The sequence below is a fragment of the Aliarcobacter faecis genome (assembly GCF_013201705.1).
In the GTDB taxonomy this organism is placed as follows: Bacteria; Campylobacterota; Campylobacteria; order Campylobacterales; family Arcobacteraceae; genus Aliarcobacter; species Aliarcobacter faecis.
In genome coordinates this window covers 1,438,689-1,458,040 of sequence record NZ_CP053837.1, presented here as the reverse complement: position 1 = coordinate 1,458,040, position 19,352 = coordinate 1,438,689, and the positions used below count along the sequence as shown (strand labels likewise).

Below are 19,352 nucleotides of genomic sequence, written 5' to 3'. Positions count from 1 at the left end.
CCTTATAACTCAACCATAGTTTTATTTTTGTGAGCCTCTTTTACTTTTTCATAAGCTTCACAATATTCAAGTGCTTCTAAATCTTGTTTTAAAACTCCAGTTGGGAATTTTCCATCTTTCTCACTATCTTCAAGCATATCAAACTTAGTTTTTGCTAGAGAAATTGAGTCTATCCACTCTAAATTTGCTGTTGCACTTGCCATTTTGTTTTTTCTTCCTAAATTTACATGGCAATTAGAAAATACCTCTAAATATGAAAAACCTTTATGCTCAAGAGCTTTTACTAAAGTTTTTTCAAGCTTTTTTGGATCAATCATAGTCTCTCTTGCAACAAAAGAAGCACCAGCAGCTTCAACTAATTTACAAGAGTCAAATGTTGGGTCAATATTTCCTCTCTCCATTGTTGCTGTCCACATTCCCTTTGGAGTTGTTGGACTTGTTTGAGAGTTTGTAAGACCATAAATAAAGTTATTAATTAAAATATATGTTAAATCAATATTTCTTCTACTTGCATGAATTGTATGATTTCCACCAATAGCTAATCCATCTCCATCTCCACCAACAACTATTACTTTTTTGTTTGGATTTGCAAGTTTTATACCAGTTGCATAAGCCAAAGTTCTTCCATGTGTTGTGTGAACAGTATTACAATTTATATATGAACTAAATCTTCCAGAACACCCAATCCCAGAAACAACACAAACATCATCCATATTCCAACCAAGTTTATCAATAGCTCTAATTAATGCTTTTAATATAACTCCATCACCACATCCCCAACACCATAAAGTTGGCATTTTATCTGTTCTTAAATATTCATCATAGTTAAAAGCCATATTACATTCCTTTTACTTTTTCTATTATTTCAAGTGGTGAAAGTGGTCTTCCATTTGCTTTTAAAAGTGTATCAAAGTTTAATCTTCCACTAACTCTTTGTATCTCTTGAGTATATTGTCCCATATTAAGTTCAGCAACTAAAACTTTATCAAATCTGTTTACAAGCTCTTTTATTCTTTTTTCAGGGCTTGGCCAAATAGTTTTTGGTCTAAACATTCCAGCTTTTATTCCCTCTTTTCGAAGACGGTTTATAGCCTCTTTAGCACCTAGTGATACTGAACCATAAGCAATTATTAAAATATCTGCATCATCTAACATATACTCTTCATTTAATTCTAGTTCATCTGTATGAGCTTCAACTTTTTTAAATAATCTTTTCATTAAAGCATCACAAACAACTCCATCTTCTGTTGGATGACCAGTTGGTCCGTGATGAAGCCCTGTAAAGTGATATCTAAATCCCTCAAACATAGGATTTAAAACCGCTGGTTCATCATCTTTTACACCATAAGGGAGATAATCTTTTTTATCACCATTAAATCTTTTTCGCAAGATTATGTTTTCTTCTATCTCTTTTAAATCTGGAAGAGTAACTTTTCCAGCCATATGACCAATAGTTTCATCAAGTAAAACAAAAACTGGTTGCATAAATCTATCTGCTAGATTAAAAGCTCGTACAACTTCACTATAACACTCTGTTAAATTTCCAGGCATTAAAGTAATAGATTTTACATCTCCATGAGTTGGATTTTTTGCTTGTAAAATATCACCTTGTGCCACTCTTGTAGGAAGTCCAGTTGAAGGTCCTCCTCTCATTACATTTATAACAACTAAAGGGACTTCAGCAATATATCCAAGTCCTAAATTTTCAGATTTTAGTGAAATTCCAGGACCAGAAGATGCTGTCATTGATCTTTTACCACTCATAGCAGCTCCTAAAGCAGAACAAATTCCTGCTATTTCATCTTCCATTTGAATACAAACTCCACCAATTGCAGGTAGTTTTGATGATAATGAGTGCATTATTTCACTTGAAGGAGTAATAGGATATCCTCCAAAAAATTCACATTTTGAATCAACTGCTGCTAAAGCTGCTAATTCATTTCCTGTTGATATTAATTCTCTTGACATAATCAAACCTTCTTATCTTCATCTAATATTTTATAACTATTTTTTATAATTTTTTCTTGTCTTTGTTTTGCATCTTCACTTAATTTTGCGAACTTAAACTCTTTTTTATCTGCTACAAAAATTGCAAAATCAGGGCAAGATAGTTCACAGTCATTACACCCAATACAAGCATCAGGATGAACAACTGTAGCCATAGAACCTAAAGTTGAGTGAATATCTTGTCTCATCCCTAGTACTCCAGCAGGACAAACAGATACACATCTATCACATGCTTTACATCTACTTTCATCAACCCATACAGGTGTTTTTAAAGGAGCCTCAATATTTGACATAATTTACCTTCATTAAATATAATTAAAATTTATAAATTTTATAATTTATGCTAGTAATAGTACAATATCTTTGCTTATATTATTAAAAGAAAAATATAAATAATTTGGATATAATCAAGGGATTTTAAAAAAGGAAGCTTTTTGGTACTATATCAACCACAAAATGGTTATTGTTACAACAGTGATACACATTTTTTGTTTAATTTTATTTGTAAAAATTTAGAAAAGTATAAAAATATAAATGGCGAACTTTTGGATATTGGAAGTGGAAGTGGTATTTTAGGGCTATTATTAGCAAAAAAGTATCATAAAATAGTTTTAAATCAAGTAGAAATTCAAGAAATTTTTCAATTCCTTTCAATTAAGAATTCAGCTATAAATAATATTGTTTCAATAATGCACAAAGGTTCATTTTTGGATTTTAATTTTGATAAAAAGTTTGATTTTTGTGTTTCAAATCCTCCTTTTTATCACTGTAATGTTATAAAAAGTGAAAATGAGAATATAAAAATTGCAAGATATAATGACTCTCTGCCTTTAAGAGATTTTATAAAAAAAGCTTCAGATGTTTTGAAAAATGGTGGAAAGTTTTTTTTCTGTTATGATAGTAAACAGTTAAATGAAATTATTTTATATTTAAATGAGTTTAAATTAAACCTTGAATCTTTACAATTTGTTTATCCAAATATCTCAAAAGAGGCTAGTTTAGTTATGGTTTATACAAAAAAAGATTCAAAATCACTTGTTAGAATATTTGAGCCTTTAGTTGTTTTTGACGAAGTTAAAGAGTTTACACAAAATGTTCAAAATATTTACAAAGAAGCAGGAACACATAGTGTAAAGGTTGAATGTGAGTAGTTTAATAAAAAAAGATGGATATAATTTTGCATTTAATCCTAAAGCTTGTGAAAGTTGTGCAGGAAATTGTTGTATAGGTGATAGTGGTTATATTTGGATAAGTAAAAATGAGATAGATACTTTGGCAAAATATTTAAAAATCTCTATTGAAGACTTAATTGAAAAATGTCTTTATAAAGTAGGGTATAAATATAGTATAAAAGAGATAAAATTAGATAAAAATAATTTTGCTTGTTGTTTTTTTAATTTAGAAAAAAAACAGTGTATGATATATGAGGCAAGACCTATTCAATGTAGGACTTTTCCTTTTTGGGATTATTTTAAAAGAAATGAAAATGAGGTGTATAAAGAATGCCCTGGAATAATAAAAATTTAGCTATTGTTTTTTTAATAGCACTATTTTTTACAGCTTGTGTTACAAAAAAAATATCTTATGATACTAAAGTTAATAATAGAGTATTTGAAAAAGTGGAACCAAAACCATTTGAATTAGAAGATTTTTATATAATGTATGCTTTAGAGATGGAAAATGAAAGAGTATATTATGAAGCAAGAGATGTATATTTTAAGCTTTTTGAGCATACAAATAAATATGAATATTTAGTAAATTCTGTCTCTTTAGCAACTCAACTAAAAGATTTTGTTTTTGTTGAAGCTGCAATTGCAAAGTATTTAAGAGCTAATATAAAAGAAGAAGAGATTTTATTAAGACTTTATAGCTTTGCACAGTTAAAGCTTGATAAAGTAGAAGAAGCTTCTAAAAATGCAGAAAAATTGGTTGCTTTATATCCAAATGAATTAAATTATGATGTTTTAGCAACAATTTATTTAACACAAAAAGAGTATCAAAAAGCTCATGATATATTCTCTAAAGCTTTTGCCATATCTTCAAATGCTATTACTTTAAGTACTATTGCAAATTTAGAGTTTTTTCAACTAAATAGACAACAAGAAGCAGTCTCAAAACTTGAGGATAATTTGAAAAAATATGATTATGATTTTAATCTATCTTTACAACTAATAGCTTTTTATGAGATATTAAAAGATGAGAAAAAAATAGAATATATCTTAAAAGAGATGTTTTTTTATTATAGAAATAATGATTCACAGCTTCAATTAAATAATACAAAAACTCTGTTTTGGAAATATATAAAAAAAGATCATATTATAGATTTTTGGGAAGAAAATAGAGAGAAAGATGATATTTTAGTAGCTGCTTATAGAACTACAAATCAACCACAAAAGGCTAAAGATTTATTAAAAGAGCTTTATGAAGAGAGTCAAGATAAAGAGATTTTAGCAGAGCTTGCTATTGTTGAATTTGATATGGCACCAAATAAAAAAGATATTGTTCCTAGTGTTATAGAAAAACTAGAAATAGTTTTACAAAGTTCAAATAATCATATCTATCAAAACTTTTTAGCATATTTATTAATAGATTATGAGTTAGATATAAAAAAAGGTGTAGATTTAGTAAAAAAAGCACTTGAACAAGATGCTGAAAATATAGCATATTTAGATACTTTAGCGTGGGGTGAATATAAGCTTAAGAATTGTAAAACAGCTTATAGTATTATGAAAAAGATAATTGATGAAGTAGGGCTTGAAGATGAAGAATTAAAACAACATTGGGAAAAAATAAAGGAGTGTAAATGATACTTGATGAGATAAATAGAAGAACTTTAGAAGATTTAGAAAAAAGAAAAAAAGAGCTTCCTTTTGATATGTTGGGGAGAAGTTTATCTTCAAATCCATATATGCCAAGAGATGTAAAGAGCTATTTAAAAAGTACAAAAGATGAGCCTATAAGAATAATTGCTGAGGTTAAAAAAGCAAGTCCAAGTAAAGGTGTAATAAAAGCAGATTTTGATCCACTTTTTATTGCAAGTGAATATAGTAAAAATGGAGCAAATGCAATTTCTGTATTAACTGAACCTCACTATTTTCAAGGAAATTTAGAGTACTTAACACAAATAAGAAGATATGTTCCAACTCCACTTTTAAGAAAAGATTTTATACTTGATAAATATCAAATTTTAGAAGCTTTAGTTTATGGAGCGGATTTTATACTCTTAATTGCAAAATCTTTAAGTACTAAGGATTTAAAGGAGCTTTATACTTATGCTAGAACTTTAGGATTAGAAGTTTTAGTAGAAATTCATGATAAAGAAGATTTAGAAAAAGCAATTAAAAGTGGAGCAGATATTATAGGAATAAATCATAGAAATCTTGAAACTTTTGAGATGGATATGACTCTTTGTGAAAAACTAATTCCAATTATTCCAAATAATAAAATTATTGTTGCAGAATCTGGTGTTAGTGATGTTGAAGTTATCAAAAATTTACACTCTATTGGAGCAGATGCTTTTTTAATAGGAGAGCATTTTATGAGAGTTCCAAGTATTGAGAATGAGCTTAAAAAGTTTAAAAATGCTTTAAATTTTTAAACTTATCTTCTTAATCTTTTTTATAAAATGGTAGCTTTAGTAATTATTAAATCACTATTATTGCAAAGTTTTTTTATCTTAAAACTATTTATTGCAACTCCATCTTTGATATCTACAATCATCATTTGTAAAATAGAAAAACATGAATTTGGAACTTCAAAATGTGTTCCAAGACCTGTAGTTGCCCTTTGTATTGGAGCATAAGAGTCCATTCCAATAACATTATCATAGCAACCAGTTAAGCCAATGTCACTTAAATATGCCGTATTTTCATATATTTGTAAATCATCAGTTCCTACATGGGTATGAGTCCCACAAATTGCACTAACTTTTCCTTTAAACATCATAAGCATTACTCTTTTCTCACTTGTTGCTTCACCATGAAAATCTATAAAAATATTTTTTATATTTTTCTCTTTTAATTCTTGAATGACTTTTTTTGCTAGATTAAATGGATTATCAACGATTGGCATTGAATATTGTCCCATTAGATTTAAAACTGCTAATTTTTCTACCTTTTCACTATCTGAATCAACTTTTACATCACAAATTTTAAGCCCAGTTCCAATTACTCCATCAGGATAGTTATGCGGTCTTAAAACAGCTCCATTTTCAAGTAAAACACTCATATCTTTTTTCTTATCGAAACTATGATTTCCACCAGTTATTAAATCAATTCCACTTGAAAATAACTCTTTAGAACTTTCAATTGTAAGACCAAAACCATGACTTGCATTTTCACCATTTGCTATTACAAAATCAATATTAAACTCTTTTCTTATAGATTTTAAATTCTCTTTAATTATTTTTCTTCCAGGGCGACCTACAATATCACCTATAAATGCTATTCTCATCTATCTTCTTTATAAAAAATTTTCTTATTATATTAGATTAAACTAAATCTTCTTCATATTTTTTTAATCGTATTTCAAAAACAGCTCCATTATCTTCATTAAAAGCTATAATTTCTCCATTTTGTTCATCTACTATTTTTTTTGCAATATTCAATCCAACACCCATTCCACCTTGTTCTTTTGAAGATACAAAAGGATCAAATATATCATCTATAATATCTTCATCTATTCCACCTGCATTATCTTTAAATCTAATTACAATATTTTTATTTTCTTCAAAAATAGAGATATTTATAAATCTTTTTTCATAATCTTCAATTTTTATTAACTCATCTAAAGCATTATTTAAAATAATAACCCAAACTTGTTCAAGCCTTTGTTTTTGAACTTTACTATTAAATACATACTCATTTTTATCAATATTATCTATATTGAAAAGTTTATCATTTATATATATTTTAGAGATTTGTTTTGATTTATTATAAGCCATAGTAAGAACTGTAAGTAAAGTTGAGTAAAGATTTACCACCTCTTTTATCTCTTTAGTGCTTTCTGACATCTCTCTCATAGATTCAATAATATTTGCTAATCTAATAATTCCTTCTTTTATTTTATTGCTATCATAAAGCATTCTATCTTTTATCTCATCATTTGGCAAATTATTTATATCATACTGCATAAGTTCAAGATTTCCCTTTATATATGTAAGTGGAGTATTAATCTCATGCACAATTCCAGCTGCCATAGCTCCAATATAGCTTAGTTTTGCATTTTTTATCTGTTCTTGAAGATGTATTTTATCTTTTGCATTACTTTTTTCAAGCTCTTGTTTTATTCTTTGTTCTAATGAAATATTTAACTCTTGAAGTTTTATCTTATCTTCAAGTTGATTTAAAACAAAAACTATCTTATTTGTATATGAGATAAGAGTTAAAGATAGTTCTAAATGAATTGGTGTCTTATCTTTTTTTATAAATATTCTCTCTATTTTACTTATACTTCCTAAATCATCAAGAGTTGATAAAATTTTTAGAAAAACATTTTTAGACTCTTCACTTATAAGGTCAACACTATTTAAATTTAAAAGTTCTCTACTTTCATATCCCAAAATTTCACAAAGTTTTTTATTTAATTTTAAAAACTTTCCATCTTTATTTAAAAGAGCAACTCCACTATCAACATTTTGAAATATTGCATCATATTCATCTACTTGAATATTTAAATCTAAATAGAGATTTTCAACCCTTTTTTTATCACTTATATCTTCACATATCAAACTATAATAATCTAAATTTAAATCTTTGAAAATACCTTCAACATAAACTTTAAAGAAAAAATTCTCTCCACTTTTTTTTATCCCTTCAAACTCTTCAACTATATAAGTTTTACTATTTAATTCTATTTTTGATTTTACAAAATTTACAATTTGTCCCATATCTTTTTTAAATAATAGACTATAATCATGACCAACTAACTCATTTTTTGAAAAGCCCAAAAAATATGCTAAAGAGCTACTTAAATCTTTTATCTCTTTATTTGGATAGATATCCATAGACATTATATATCTATCTATAATCTTATCTCTTTCATTTAATTCTAAGATATTATTTTCATTTTTTATAAACTCTGCTTTATTAAAATTTAATCTTTTATTTAATAAATATGAAATGGTTAATGAAAAAAAGAATATTAAAAGAGATAAAAGTATAAAAGTTGAACTACTTATAATTTTAATATAATTATTTACAAAATCATTTCTGAACTCTTTATTTAATTCAACTAAAAATGTAAAATTACTATCTTTTTCTATATCTATTTTTTTTATAATATATTCATTTTTAGTGAAATCTTTTGGAATAATTGAATTTATATAATCATTATATGTATTTGCAATAAATATTTTTTTAGGATATTTATTTAAGATATTTTCAAAAATCTGATCTAAACTAATCTTTATTGAGTAAAAATTATCTTTTGACCTAATTATAAAATTCATACTATTTTTACCATCATTTAAACAATAGTGATAAAGCTCTTTATAATTTAAAGCCCTCATATATTTAAAATAGTTTGTTGCAAAGAGATTTCTGAGTTTACTATACTCTAAAACTTCACTTTGATGATATGAATTATTTAATATTTTTAAACTCTCTTTAGCATTTAAATCAACTATTTTAAAACTTAGAATAGTTTTATCTTCAAAAATTACATCTTTAATAAATCTTACAATTTCATCTTCACTTTTAAAATTTGAGATAATATTTTCTATTAAAACTATCTTTTCATCATATTTTTTTATAAAAGTTCTAAATAGTTTTTCTTGTTCATTAATTATAAATTCACTATTTTTTTTATCCTCATTTATATTATATGAATAGTAAAAATTGTAAAAAATGAAAAATAGAATAGATAATAAACCAAAAGTGAAAAGAGTAAAAACTAGAAATATTTTTGAAAAAACAGATATTTTCATATTAAATCTTTTCTTAACTTTATATAGTAAATAGTATTTGATATACTATTCTTATACCAAAATAGACCACTATTTTTCTCTATTAAAAGTTTTGCTAAGTGAATAGATGTATCAAAAAATTTATCATCTTTTGAATTTAAAAGTTCTTCAAAAGAACTATTTACTTTATCTTTTTTGATATTATCCTCTATCTTTATAATTATCTCATTATCTGAAGACTCACTCAAAACTGAGATAAAAATATTAACATCAAAAAATGATGATAATTTTAAACACTCTAATTGGGTTTTTAAAATATTTATTAATATATTTTTTAACTCATTTTTTGGAATATTTAAATTTATATCTAAATTTTTATCAATCTTTATATTTAGAATTTTTCCATCTATTTCATCAGTAAAACTCTTTTTAACACTATCTAAAACTGTTAAAAGATTCGTTTTTTCTGCTGTGTGCTTAAATATAGATTTAAAATCATTTAACATATTTGAAAGAGAAAAAAGCTCTTTTGAAACAAAATCTTTTATCTCTTGATTATCTATTTTTTGAAGTTCTAAAGATATTTTTGATATTGGTTCTTTCCATAAATGAGACATAGAATCAACAATTTTTGACATCAAATCAATTTTTATCACATCAATATCTGTCTTTTCTTTAAGTTTTAGTTCATTTAACTTATTTGATAAATCCTCTTTTAAAAGCCTATTTATCTTCTCTAGTTGCTTAATAGATGTTATATCAAATCGTATTGATCTAAATCCAATTAGCTCATTTTTTAAATTATATTTTGGAAAAATTACACTTTTTATCCAATATGTATTTCCAAATTTATCTTTATTTTTTACTTCACCTTGCCAAAAATTTGTCTCTCTAAGTTCACTCCAAAGATTTCTATAAAAAGTATTTGACATATCAGGATGTCTTAAAATAGAGACATTTTTCCCAATAATCTCCTCTTCTGTATATCCTGAGATTTTACAAAAAGCTTTTGAAATATAAACTATATTACCATTTATATCAGTATCTAGTCTTAAAATATGTTTATCTATATGAGTAAAAAACTCTTCATTATCTTTTTTTTCAATATACATTTTTGTTTTATAATCAAATATTTTAAATATTGCAAAAATTAAAATAGATAAAAAAAGTATTGCTAAACAAAAAATTTCTAAAAATAGTTTATTTATTGCCTCTATTCCTGAATTATTATTTTGTACTAATAAAAATAGATTTGATTTATCTTTTAGAGTGAAAATATTTATATAAATTTTATCTTTTTTTACTTTTTCCTCTAAGATTTTAGAAATCTCATAAGAGATAGTAAGATTTAACTCTTTTTGAAGTTTTTGTATAAAATCATCAAATAAAAATTCTAAACTTAAAATTCCTAAAAAATTTAGTTTTTCATCAAATATTGGTTTTAAAAATGCTAAATAAAGCTTTTCATCATTTTTTACAAAACAGAAATCATCATTTTTTGATAAATTCTCTTTTTTTATACTACTTTTTTCATTGAAACTTAGAATTAAATCTTTATTAGAATTATAAAAACTGAAATTTGATAGACCCAAATTTGAGTAAAAAGCAAAGCTATCTACACTACTTTCATATATATATTTCTTTTGATTTAAAGAGCTATTTTTTAAAATATTTAAAATTTTTTTATCTTTTATAAATTCATTAAAATATATGAGTTCACCAAACTCAAAATAGTTTCTAAAAATTTCACTATATTTATGTAGAATCTCTTTTTTATTATTTTCTAATGATAATTTTATCTCTTTTTCTTTATAAAAATCAAAGATAAAAAAAAGCCCAAAAGATAATATTATAAATATAAATAAAAAAATAAATTTTGGGCTTTTATAGCTCATTACTGTTCTAAAACTTCAATAACTTTTTTTTCTAAAGCTTCAAGAGAAGAAAATGGTTTCATAACATAGTTTGTAGCACCCTCTTTGTGTGATTTTAAAACTTTATCTAAAGTTGAATATGCTGTCATCATAACAACTTTTTGATCCTCTTTTTTTGCTTTTAATTTTTCTAAAACTTCTAAACCATTCATTTGAGGCATCATAATATCAAGAAGAACTAAATCATAATTAGTTCTTTCAAAATCTGAAATTGCACTAACAGGATTTGCATATGTTGTTATAGAAAAGTTTGGATTTCTACTTAAGAATCTACTTAAAAGATTTAAAATTTCTGATTCATCATCTATTATTAAAATTGATTTTTTACTCATTTTACTACCTCTTTATCTGTTTGATTAAATAGTTTATTTGCAGCATCTTTCATAACTTGGTCATTCTTCTCGTCTAAAATCTTATCCAAATAGATAAATACTTGCTGACTAGCTTCTTCAACTAAAGAGATTTTATCTTCAATTAATTGTTTAGAACAAGAAACACTATTTCCTGAACACTCTTTTGCTAAAATATTTGCTTCATGGTGAACTGTATGATGATATTTATCTAAACCTTTATATGAAGGAACAAAACTAAACTCTTGTTTTCCTAGCCCAACATTGTACCATTGACCAAGCCTACAATTTGTATGATCAACTGGTTTAAAGTTATGATTTCCACCAAAAATTAGTTGATATAGATTGTTTTTATAAATAACATGGTCTAATTTTGCAAGGTTTATAAAAATTTTATTTGAGATACTTTCAACTTCATAAACTGCTCTATTCTTAGTTTTGTCTCATTTACAACTGTAGTAACAGAGTCTGAACTCTCTTTTATCTTTTCAGTCTCTTTTTGAATTGTTGTAACTACATCTTTTATCTGTTTTGCTGCATCAGCACTTCTACTTGCCAAATTTCTAACCTCTTGAGCAACAACGGCAAAACCTTTTCCTGCTTCTCCTGCTGTTGCTGCTTCTACTGCCGCATTTAATGAAAGAATATTTGTTTGAAAAGCTATCTCTTGAATAATATTAATAACTTGTGCAATATCTTTACTTTTTGATACTAAAGATTCAACAATAATATTTTCAATTGCTATTTCTTTATGTAAATTATCTGTATCAACAACTATCTCATTTATTAGATTTAATCCTTTTGTAGAACCAAGTGCTGTCTCTTTTGACTCTGTTTGCATCTCTTGAAGTTCATCTAAAAGACTTAAATAAGTGCTTTGTGTATCACTTAGAGATTTCGTCATATTATTATTATGTCTTGAAAGAAGTCCACCATCTTTATTATCATGAATAGAAGTTCTTTTTAAACTTACAATTTTATAGTTCTCAAAATTCTTAACTTCTAAATTCGCTTCACACTCATCTAAAATAATTCTATTTTGTCCATTTAAAACACTATTTAAAACTGGAGTAAAATCTTTTATATTTGATTTGGACAAAGAGTTTGCAAAAAAGAGTTTGTTGTTTTCATCAAAAACAACTAAGCCTTCTTCTTGTGAAAAACTTGCAATTTGTTTATAAATTTCACAAGATTTTTCACTATTTTTCGAGATATTTTCCAACTCATTTGAATATTTTTTTGAAAGATTCTCTAAATCTTTATTTTTTTGTTCAATTTCGTATCTTAACTTTTTTATCTCATCTTCGAGTAATACAACTTTGTTTTCAAGTTCTTTTTTTCCAAAAAACATAAATAACTCCAATTTATACTAAATATTAAAATATCCTATCTAAAAATAACTTGTTATTTATTTAAAGCTAAACTACATAAAAAAGCTTGAGCAAAGATAATTTGAAAATTGAATCCGCCAAGTTCACCTGTCAAATCCAAGCATTCACCAATAAAATATAAATCTTTTTGCTTTAAACTTTCAAATGAACTATGATTTATCTCGTTTGTATCTATACCACCTTTTGTAACTTCTGCTTTTGTAAAACCAAAATTTCCAGCTGGAGCAAAACTGTAATTTTTTAAAATTTTTAGTTTTTCTATCTCTTGTAGAGTTAGTTTTGAACAAGCTTTATCCTCTAATTCAATAGATTTCAAAAACTCTTGCGTAAATCTTTTTGGTAGAAGTAAAGCTGTTGAGATATTTTTGTTGCCACTTAAAAGTTTTTCTAAATTATTGTTTGTAAGAAAATCTATTTTTATTTTACCTTTTGTCCAATATAGTGAAGCCGTTAAAACAGCTGGTCCACTAAAACCTTTATGTGCAAAAAGTAGATTTCCCACAATTTTTTTATCTTCCACAAAGATATTTACTGGCATTGAAAGACCTGAAAGCTCTTTAAACCAAAATTGTTCTTTTTGAACTGTAAATCCTACAAGAGCTGGTTCAACTCTTGAAACTGTATGATTAAACTTTTTTGCAATATCAAAAGCAATACTTGAAGCTCCTAAAGTTGAAAAAGATAATCCACCACTTGCAACTACAACTTTTTTTGCTTTTATTTGCTCTTTATTTGTAAATATTGTAAAAAAATCACTATATGAAATATCTAAAACTTTTGTATCTAAAAACTTTTTTATGTGTGTTGTAAGAAGTAAAAACATATCTATAACATCTTGGCTAGAGTCACAAAAATAAGCTCCTTTTACCAAATTTTCTTTTAGCTTTGGATAGATTTTTTGTTTATTTAAAAACTTTAATAAATCATCTTTTGAAAAATTATCTAAAATAAATTTAGCAAAATCTTTATCTCCTAAATAGTTTTTAAAAGTCACAAATTCATTTGTAATATTGCATTTTGCTCCACCTGAAACTTTTATTTTTTGACCTATTTTACTATTTGTCTCTATTAAACAGATATTTTTATACTTTCTTTTATCTAAATTTGAAGCTAGCATAAGACCACTAGCCCCAGCTCCAATTATTGCTATATCAAAGATTTTTTATCCTTTTTTGATAACAAAAATGTTTTTGTCATCTTCATATTTATATTGCAGATTATATCCATTTGCTTTTAAAATATTAAATACAATATAAAGTCCTAAACCAAAAGATTCATTTGAATTTTTACCATAAAAAGGTTCTAAATACTTTTCAAAATCACCTTCAAGCTTTTTTCCACGATTTATAAATAAAATATCTTCATTTACAGTTTTAATCTCTACTTTTTTATCATCTGAGTATTTTATTGCATTATCTATTAGGTTTTTTATAGCTATTGAAAATAGTTTAAAGTTTACTTTTAATTTAATATTAGAGTAATAATTTTCTACAAAAGCATCATCTAGCATCAAAATATCTTTTGCTTCATCAAGTAAATCTTCTAAAAAATAGCTTTTCTTATCTAAAATTTTACTTTGAGAAATAAGCTCTTCAATAGTTGCAAACTCATTTATTAAACTTTCTAAACGATTAAAAACCATCTTTAACTTTTCGATATTTTCAGGACTATTTTCTAATTGTAAAAGAAATTTTCCTTTTGTAATTGGAGTTTTTAATTCATGCATAATATTTCGTATAAAAATATTTCTTGACTCTTTTGTATTTTTAAGTTTTTGAGCACTTTTTCTAAACTCATCAGTTAATATGGCAATTTCATCTTTTTTTCCACTATTTTTTATCTCAAAATCAAACTTTTCATCTCCTAAATTTATAACTTTATCTTTTAAAACTTTCAAAGGGAGTAATTTTCTTAAAGTTCTTATATATAAAAATGTAACTACAAAAAATAGAAAAACAAATACTAATCCTAGATAAAGATTATTTGAAAAATCTAAACTTTCATTATCTTTTATCAAAATTCTATCTCTATTATTTTCAAATAAAATATAGTTTTTTCTATCTAATTCAAAAATCTCAAAAATATCTTTTCCTTTATTTCTTGAAAAAAATATTTTTCTATCTCTATTTTTGAGAATTTTATCAATATCATCTCTTAAAAATATCTCATAATTCATCTCTTGTAAAATATTTTTAAAATCTACATTTAATTCACCTCTTTGTTTATGAACTATTTTTGTAAGATGTTTATACCTATCAAAAAGTTGTTCTTCTTGTGTAAATTTCTCATTTGTAAACAAAAAAGCAAATGAAAATATAAGTAAAACTATTGTGATTATATAGTTTAAAGTTATTGAAAATATTATAGAATCTTTATTCATTGTATAAATTTATATCCCATTCCTCTTATAGTTTGAAGATATTTGGGCTCTCTTGGATTATCTTCAATTTTATGCCGTATTCTATTTATAATAACAGCTAAAGAACCACTACTATCATAATCGCTATTTAAAATATCAGAATTTTCAAAAATATCTTCTCTACTTACTACAAACCCCTCTCTTTTTATAAAAAGGCTTAATATCTCAAATTCAGCAGCAGTCAATTTTAAAAAATTTCCATCTTTTTTAATCTCTTTTTTCTCTTCATCTAAAATAAATATTTTTTTATCATTTGTCTCATCATTTTTTATTGATTTATTAAATCTTCGCAAAATAGTTGTAATTCTTACTTCAAGCTCTCTTGGGTCGTAAGGCTTTGGCAAATAATCATCAGCTCCTAGCTTTAAAGCACTTACTTTATCTGTAATATCACTTCTAGCACTAGAGATTATAATTGGAATACTAAACTCTTTTACTAACTCTTTGCAAACATCTAATCCATCCATTCCAGGTAGTGTTAAATCTAAAATTATTAAATCATATTTTTGTAATCTTAAAGCAGAAAGAGCCAAAAATGGCTCTTCAAAATTTGTAACTTCAATATTAAATTGTTTTAAATACAAAGATAAAACCTCTGCTAACTCCAAATCATCCTCTATCATTGCAATTTTTATCAAAGTTACTCCTTTTATAATTCTTTAGTTTTTATTTTTCAAATCTTTGTTTCATTTTCTCTTTTTGTAAATCAAGTAAAACTCTTAATTGCTCTTTTTGTTTTACATCTAAAACTTTATAAACTTTATCTAAAACTTCTGCTTGTTGCTCAAATTTTTTATCTTGTTTATCCTTCATGATTTTTGCAAATTTTGCCTTGTCAAAACTATCTTTTGAAAAAGCATCAGTAGGAAATTCTTGATTTTTTCTACTATCTTTTAAAATCTCATCAATTTTTGTTTTTTGATCAGCATTTAAATTTAATTCATTAAATACACCTAAAATCCCACCTCTAAATTCTGGATGTTTTTTTGAATGTTTTTTATCCATAGATGATCTTTCACCATCTTTTTTAATATCACAATGTTGTGCATATAATCCACTTACTAAAACTGATGCTAATGCTAAACTTGAAACAATTTTTTTCATTTTTTATCCTTTGTTTTGATATATGAAATTATTGCATTTACATTTTAATCAAATTTTAATTTAATATTAATATAAACTTAACGAATATATCAAATCATAATATCTATTTTGATAAACTAAAATAATAAAACAAGTTAAGGAAAAAAAGATTGGAATTATCAAAGTCTATCAAAAAATTTATATTTATAACTGCTTTTTCCTCTATTTTATTAGCATTTTTTACCTCTATCTTATTCCAATATAATAGTTTTAATAGTGATTTAAATCATCTAAAGAAGGAGTTTACTGAACAGAAAAAAAGAGAAGCAAAAAATGAAGTGATGATGATAACAAGTCTAATTGAATATAAAGAGAAATTATTAGTAAAAAATTTAAATGATAAACTAAAAGCTAGAGTAAATCAAGCATATACTATTGCTATGAATATTTATAATGAGAATATAAGTATAAAAAGTGAAGATGAAATAAAATTTTTAATTGCAAAAGCTCTAAAAGATTTAAGATTTAAAGATGATAATAACTACTTTTTTATAAATAGTAATAAGGGACAAGCTATATTATTTAATAAAGAGCTTTTTTTTGATAGCTATTTTGATATTTGGAATTTAAAAGATATAAAAAATCGTCCTGTAATTCAAGATCAATCAAAAATTGCATTAGAACAGAATGAAGGTTTTACAATACATAGTTTTATAAAGCCTGATGTAAAAGATAAAACACAATATTCAAAACTATCATATATAAAACTTTTTGAGCCTTTTGATTGGCATATTGGAATGGGAGAATATCTTGATGAATTAAGAAAAAAAAATAAAGAGGAGTTACTAAACTGGATAAGCACTTTAAAATATGAAAATAGTGGCTACACTTTTGTAAATTCTATAGATGGAAATAGTTTAATTTTTGAAGGTAAAAAATTAGACAAGCCTAAAACACATCCTTATCCTATAATTCTTCAACAACAATTAGAGACTTCAAAAAATTTAGATGGAGATTTTTTTGAATATAAATTTAAAAAACCAAATAGTATAGAAGAGTTTGAAAAAATATCTTTTGTAAAACGATATGGCGAATATGGTTGGATTATTGGTTGTGGAGTATATTTAGATGAAATTAATGCTGAGATAAAGAAAAAAGAGCTAATTTTTAAACAAAATATACAAAAACAATTAACTTCAATATTTGGAATATTTTTACTCATATTAATAGCTATATATTTTATATCAAAAAAGATGTCTAATTTTATAAATACGAATATAGAAAATCTAATTCAAGCTTTTACAAAGGCATCTTTAGAAAATAAGAATATAGATACAGAAAAATTAACTTATAAAGAGTTTGTTACTCTTGGAAATAGCTTAAATAAAACACTTGAAGTTAAAAACTGTCTTGAAAAAGAGCTTAAAAAGTTATCAATTACTGATGAACTAACTCAACTTTTTAATAGAAGATTTTTTAATTTGAAAATTGAAGAAGAGATAAATAGAGCAAAAAGAGAGAATAAATATCTTTGTTTAATAATTTTGGATATAGATTACTTTAAACAATATAATGATACTTATGGTCATCAAAAAGGTGATATTGTACTACAAGAGGTTACAAAAGTCTTAAAAAGTAGAACAAATAGAGCTAGTGATTTTGCTTTTAGAATTGGAGGAGAAGAGTTTGCAATTATTACAAATTTAGAAAAAGAGAAAATAGAGCAATTTATATATTCAATAAAAAATGATATTGAAAATCTAAAAATAGAACACAAATCTAGCAAAGTTTCAAGCTATATAACTTCTTCCTTTGGGGCTTTATGTAAACTAGGTGAAAATATAAAGAATAGTGATGAATTTTATAAAGAAGCTGATGACAATCTTTATGAAGCAAAAAAACTTGGAAGGAATACAATATGTATAAAATAAACTTAAAAATAGCAACTTTTAATCTTTTTCAATTTTGCTCTTCAGAGTTCTCTTTTTATACAAAAAAAGAGAGATTCTCAGCACAAGATTGGCAAGAGAAAAAAGCTTGGATAAAAGAGCAATTATTAAAAATGGATTGTCAAATTGTAGGGTTTCAAGAGGTCTTTTCACAAGATGAGTTAAAAGAGCTCTGTTTTGAGTGTGGATTTAAAGATTTTATAGTTGTAGATAAACCAATATTAGAAGAAAAGACAAAAACTTACAAAAGTACAACTGTTGCACTTGCAAGTAAATTTCCTATAAAATCTATTGAAAAAGTATCAAGAAAAGATGATTTCACTTTTGCAAGAGAGCCTATAAAAGCTACTATTTGCTTAAAAGAGAGTTTGGAAATAGTAGTTTATATAGCTCATTTAAAATCAAATAGATTAAATGAGTTTGAGTATAAATTCACTACAAACTCCACTTTAGAAGAGAAAAAAGAGAAATTAGAAACAGCATTGAAAAACAACTACTCTCTTTCATTAAAGCAGAGAATAAATGAGGCAAAAACTCTACATTTTGATATAAAAAAGCAGAAAAATCCTACTATTTTACTTTGTGATTTGAATGATAGAGAGTTCTCAGTAACTATTGAAGCTTTGACAAACAGAAGATTTTATATAAAAGAGTTAAAAAAAGATGATTTTATTTTATATGATAGCTATGATTTAGCTCCTAAAAAAGTCTATAATCCTCATCCAGAGTTTAAAGGTATACAAAGAATACCTACAAGCTATTTTGTAGGCAAAGGAAATACTCTTGATTTTATCTTTGTATCAAATGAGCTAAAAAATAGTGTGAAAAGTCATAAAGTTTTTGATGAGCATTTACAAAAAAATCAAAATGGAAGCTTAAAACAAAGTGACCATGCACAAGTTGTTTGTGAATTAGAGGTTTAATTTTATTTAAATTATTTTATTTATTATCGAAAATATAATACTTATTAATATAATTGTAAAACCTATTTTGTTGAAAATTTTTATTCCTTTTCCATCTTCTACCCATAATGCTACTCTCTGATTAAATGTTAATTTTTCATTTAATGCTTTTTTTCACTAATTTTTCTACTGGTTTCCTCAACTAAAGGACTAGCTCTATTAAAATTATATACCTTTGCTTTACTCCAATATCCAAAAATTATTATTCCTATTCCAATTAAAATAAATATAATAATACTTTCAGGTATATTTAAAAAATTTCCAATAGGTTCCATTAGATACTTATTTAAATAGATACCTATTAAATCTGGTAATTGCATTTCTTTCCTTTTAAATTAATCTATTTTGTCTTT

The 19,352-nt window shown here is 25.0% G+C and carries 19 protein-coding genes and 1 pseudogene; 6 read left to right on the top strand and 14 right to left on the bottom strand.

Annotation, left to right across the window (positions count from 1 at the left end; translation table 11 throughout):
• Positions 1 to 2: 2 nt before the first annotated feature.
• Genes AFAEC_RS07325 through AFAEC_RS07315 form a run of 3 tightly spaced genes read right to left on the bottom strand, consistent with a single transcriptional unit; the run spans position 3 to position 2,300 of the window.
• Positions 3 to 836, bottom strand: coding sequence for a 2-oxoglutarate ferredoxin oxidoreductase subunit beta (locus tag AFAEC_RS07325; protein WP_026805395.1), 834 nt, complete (start codon positions 834 to 836; stop codon positions 3 to 5).
• Between the two features lies 1 nt (position 837).
• Positions 838 to 1,968 (bottom strand): 2-oxoglutarate synthase subunit alpha, encoded by a 1,131-nt coding sequence (locus AFAEC_RS07320; RefSeq protein WP_026805396.1) that lies wholly within the window; start codon positions 1,966 to 1,968, stop codon positions 838 to 840.
• A gap of 2 nt (positions 1,969 to 1,970) precedes the next feature.
• Positions 1,971 to 2,300 (bottom strand): 4Fe-4S binding protein, encoded by a 330-nt coding sequence (locus AFAEC_RS07315; protein ID WP_026805397.1) that lies wholly within the window; start codon positions 2,298 to 2,300, stop codon positions 1,971 to 1,973.
• A gap of 141 nt (positions 2,301 to 2,441) precedes the next feature.
• Between AFAEC_RS07315 and AFAEC_RS07310 the strand changes: the two genes are divergently transcribed.
• Genes AFAEC_RS07310 through trpC form a run of 4 tightly spaced genes read left to right on the top strand, consistent with a single transcriptional unit; the run spans position 2,442 to position 5,605 of the window.
• Positions 2,442 to 3,158 (top strand): tRNA1(Val) (adenine(37)-N6)-methyltransferase, encoded by a 717-nt coding sequence (locus AFAEC_RS07310; protein WP_026805398.1) that lies wholly within the window; start codon positions 2,442 to 2,444, stop codon positions 3,156 to 3,158.
• A complete protein-coding gene (locus tag AFAEC_RS07305; RefSeq protein WP_026805415.1) occupies positions 3,151 to 3,534 on the top strand; it encodes a YkgJ family cysteine cluster protein in 384 nt (127 codons plus the stop codon). The genes AFAEC_RS07310 and AFAEC_RS07305 overlap by 8 nt, the downstream gene beginning before the upstream one ends.
• Positions 3,510 to 4,814: a tetratricopeptide repeat protein gene (locus AFAEC_RS07300; protein WP_026805399.1), complete on the top strand. Its 1,305-nt coding sequence runs from the start codon at positions 3,510 to 3,512 to the stop codon at positions 4,812 to 4,814. The genes AFAEC_RS07305 and AFAEC_RS07300 overlap by 25 nt, the downstream gene beginning before the upstream one ends.
• Positions 4,811 to 5,605 (top strand): indole-3-glycerol phosphate synthase TrpC, encoded by a 795-nt coding sequence (trpC, locus tag AFAEC_RS07295; RefSeq protein ID WP_026805400.1) that lies wholly within the window; start codon positions 4,811 to 4,813, stop codon positions 5,603 to 5,605. The genes AFAEC_RS07300 and trpC overlap by 4 nt, the downstream gene beginning before the upstream one ends.
• 20 nt (positions 5,606 to 5,625) lie before the next feature.
• On the opposite strand, the gene AFAEC_RS07290 is transcribed toward trpC, so the two are convergent.
• The 10 genes and pseudogenes from AFAEC_RS07290 to AFAEC_RS07250 all read right to left on the bottom strand — a co-directional run bounded on the left by AFAEC_RS07290 (position 5,626) and on the right by AFAEC_RS07250 (position 16,109).
• Complete coding sequence (locus tag AFAEC_RS07290; protein WP_026805401.1) at positions 5,626 to 6,459, bottom strand: TIGR00282 family metallophosphoesterase; 834 nt, start codon at positions 6,457 to 6,459, stop codon at positions 5,626 to 5,628.
• 37 nt (positions 6,460 to 6,496) lie between these two features.
• Positions 6,497 to 8,932: a PAS domain-containing sensor histidine kinase gene (locus AFAEC_RS07285; RefSeq protein WP_026805402.1), complete on the bottom strand. Its 2,436-nt coding sequence runs from the start codon at positions 8,930 to 8,932 to the stop codon at positions 6,497 to 6,499.
• The gene (locus AFAEC_RS07280) at positions 8,929 to 10,806 is read right to left on the bottom strand and encodes a PAS domain S-box protein (RefSeq protein WP_026805403.1); all 1,878 of its coding nucleotides are present in this window, start codon (positions 10,804 to 10,806) and stop codon (positions 8,929 to 8,931) included. Before AFAEC_RS07280 ends, AFAEC_RS07285 begins: the two co-directional genes overlap by 4 nt.
• Positions 10,806 to 11,177 (bottom strand): response regulator, encoded by a 372-nt coding sequence (locus tag AFAEC_RS07275; RefSeq protein WP_026805404.1) that lies wholly within the window; start codon positions 11,175 to 11,177, stop codon positions 10,806 to 10,808. The genes AFAEC_RS07280 and AFAEC_RS07275 overlap by 1 nt, the downstream gene beginning before the upstream one ends.
• A gap of 254 nt (positions 11,178 to 11,431) precedes the next feature.
• Positions 11,432 to 11,527 (bottom strand): annotated as a pseudogene (locus AFAEC_RS12310) (hypothetical protein); the annotation flags it as partial.
• A gap of 50 nt (positions 11,528 to 11,577) precedes the next feature.
• Complete coding sequence (locus AFAEC_RS12415; RefSeq protein WP_407649294.1) at positions 11,578 to 12,036, bottom strand: methyl-accepting chemotaxis protein; 459 nt, start codon at positions 12,034 to 12,036, stop codon at positions 11,578 to 11,580.
• A 563-nt stretch (positions 12,037 to 12,599) separates the two neighbouring features.
• Positions 12,600 to 13,727: a BaiN/RdsA family NAD(P)/FAD-dependent oxidoreductase gene (locus tag AFAEC_RS07265; RefSeq protein ID WP_225442415.1), complete on the bottom strand. Its 1,128-nt coding sequence runs from the start codon at positions 13,725 to 13,727 to the stop codon at positions 12,600 to 12,602.
• Between the two features lie 21 nt (positions 13,728 to 13,748).
• On the bottom strand, positions 13,749 to 14,966 hold the full coding sequence (locus tag AFAEC_RS07260) for an ArsS family sensor histidine kinase (protein ID WP_026805406.1): 1,218 nt from the start codon (positions 14,964 to 14,966) through the stop codon (positions 13,749 to 13,751).
• Positions 14,963 to 15,643, bottom strand: coding sequence for a response regulator transcription factor (locus tag AFAEC_RS07255; protein WP_026805407.1), 681 nt, complete (start codon positions 15,641 to 15,643; stop codon positions 14,963 to 14,965). Before AFAEC_RS07255 ends, AFAEC_RS07260 begins: the two co-directional genes overlap by 4 nt.
• A gap of 28 nt (positions 15,644 to 15,671) precedes the next feature.
• Complete coding sequence (locus AFAEC_RS07250) at positions 15,672 to 16,109, bottom strand: hypothetical protein (protein WP_026805408.1); 438 nt, start codon at positions 16,107 to 16,109, stop codon at positions 15,672 to 15,674.
• Between the two features lie 149 nt (positions 16,110 to 16,258).
• Between AFAEC_RS07250 and AFAEC_RS07245 the strand changes: the two genes are divergently transcribed.
• A complete protein-coding gene (locus tag AFAEC_RS07245; RefSeq protein ID WP_026805409.1) occupies positions 16,259 to 18,019 on the top strand; it encodes a sensor domain-containing diguanylate cyclase in 1,761 nt (586 codons plus the stop codon).
• Entirely contained in the window at positions 18,007 to 18,960 is a 954-nt protein-coding gene (locus tag AFAEC_RS07240; RefSeq protein ID WP_225442366.1) for an endonuclease/exonuclease/phosphatase family protein, read from the top strand. Before AFAEC_RS07245 ends, AFAEC_RS07240 begins: the two co-directional genes overlap by 13 nt.
• A gap of 140 nt (positions 18,961 to 19,100) precedes the next feature.
• On the opposite strand, the gene AFAEC_RS07235 is transcribed toward AFAEC_RS07240, so the two are convergent.
• Positions 19,101 to 19,319 (bottom strand): hypothetical protein, encoded by a 219-nt coding sequence (locus tag AFAEC_RS07235; protein WP_026805411.1) that lies wholly within the window; start codon positions 19,317 to 19,319, stop codon positions 19,101 to 19,103.
• Between the last annotated feature and the right edge of the window lie 33 nt (positions 19,320 to 19,352).

Coding starts and splice junctions, on each gene's coding strand:
- AFAEC_RS07325 (WP_026805395.1), bottom strand. CDS start 836: ATGGCTTTTAACTATGATGAATATTTAAGAACAGATAAAATGCCAACT.
- AFAEC_RS07320 (WP_026805396.1), bottom strand. CDS start 1,968: ATGTCAAGAGAATTAATATCAACAGGAAATGAATTAGCAGCTTTAGCA.
- AFAEC_RS07275 (WP_026805404.1), bottom strand. CDS start 11,177: ATGAGTAAAAAATCAATTTTAATAATAGATGATGAATCAGAAATTTTA.
- AFAEC_RS07300 (WP_026805399.1), top strand. CDS start 3,510: ATGCCCTGGAATAATAAAAATTTAGCTATTGTTTTTTTAATAGCACTA.
- AFAEC_RS12415 (WP_407649294.1), bottom strand. CDS start 12,036: ATGCAAACAGAGTCAAAAGAGACAGCACTTGGTTCTACAAAAGGATTA.
- AFAEC_RS07285 (WP_026805402.1), bottom strand. CDS start 8,932: ATGAAAATATCTGTTTTTTCAAAAATATTTCTAGTTTTTACTCTTTTC.
- AFAEC_RS07240 (WP_225442366.1), top strand. CDS start 18,007: ATGTATAAAATAAACTTAAAAATAGCAACTTTTAATCTTTTTCAATTT.
- AFAEC_RS07260 (WP_026805406.1), bottom strand. CDS start 14,966: ATGAATAAAGATTCTATAATATTTTCAATAACTTTAAACTATATAATC.
- AFAEC_RS07280 (WP_026805403.1), bottom strand. CDS start 10,806: ATGAGCTATAAAAGCCCAAAATTTATTTTTTTATTTATATTTATAATA.
- AFAEC_RS07315 (WP_026805397.1), bottom strand. CDS start 2,300: ATGTCAAATATTGAGGCTCCTTTAAAAACACCTGTATGGGTTGATGAA.
- AFAEC_RS07235 (WP_026805411.1), bottom strand. CDS start 19,319: ATGCAATTACCAGATTTAATAGGTATCTATTTAAATAAGTATCTAATG.
- trpC (WP_026805400.1), top strand. CDS start 4,811: ATGATACTTGATGAGATAAATAGAAGAACTTTAGAAGATTTAGAAAAA.
- AFAEC_RS07250 (WP_026805408.1), bottom strand. CDS start 16,109: ATGAAAAAAATTGTTTCAAGTTTAGCATTAGCATCAGTTTTAGTAAGT.
- AFAEC_RS07290 (WP_026805401.1), bottom strand. CDS start 6,459: ATGAGAATAGCATTTATAGGTGATATTGTAGGTCGCCCTGGAAGAAAA.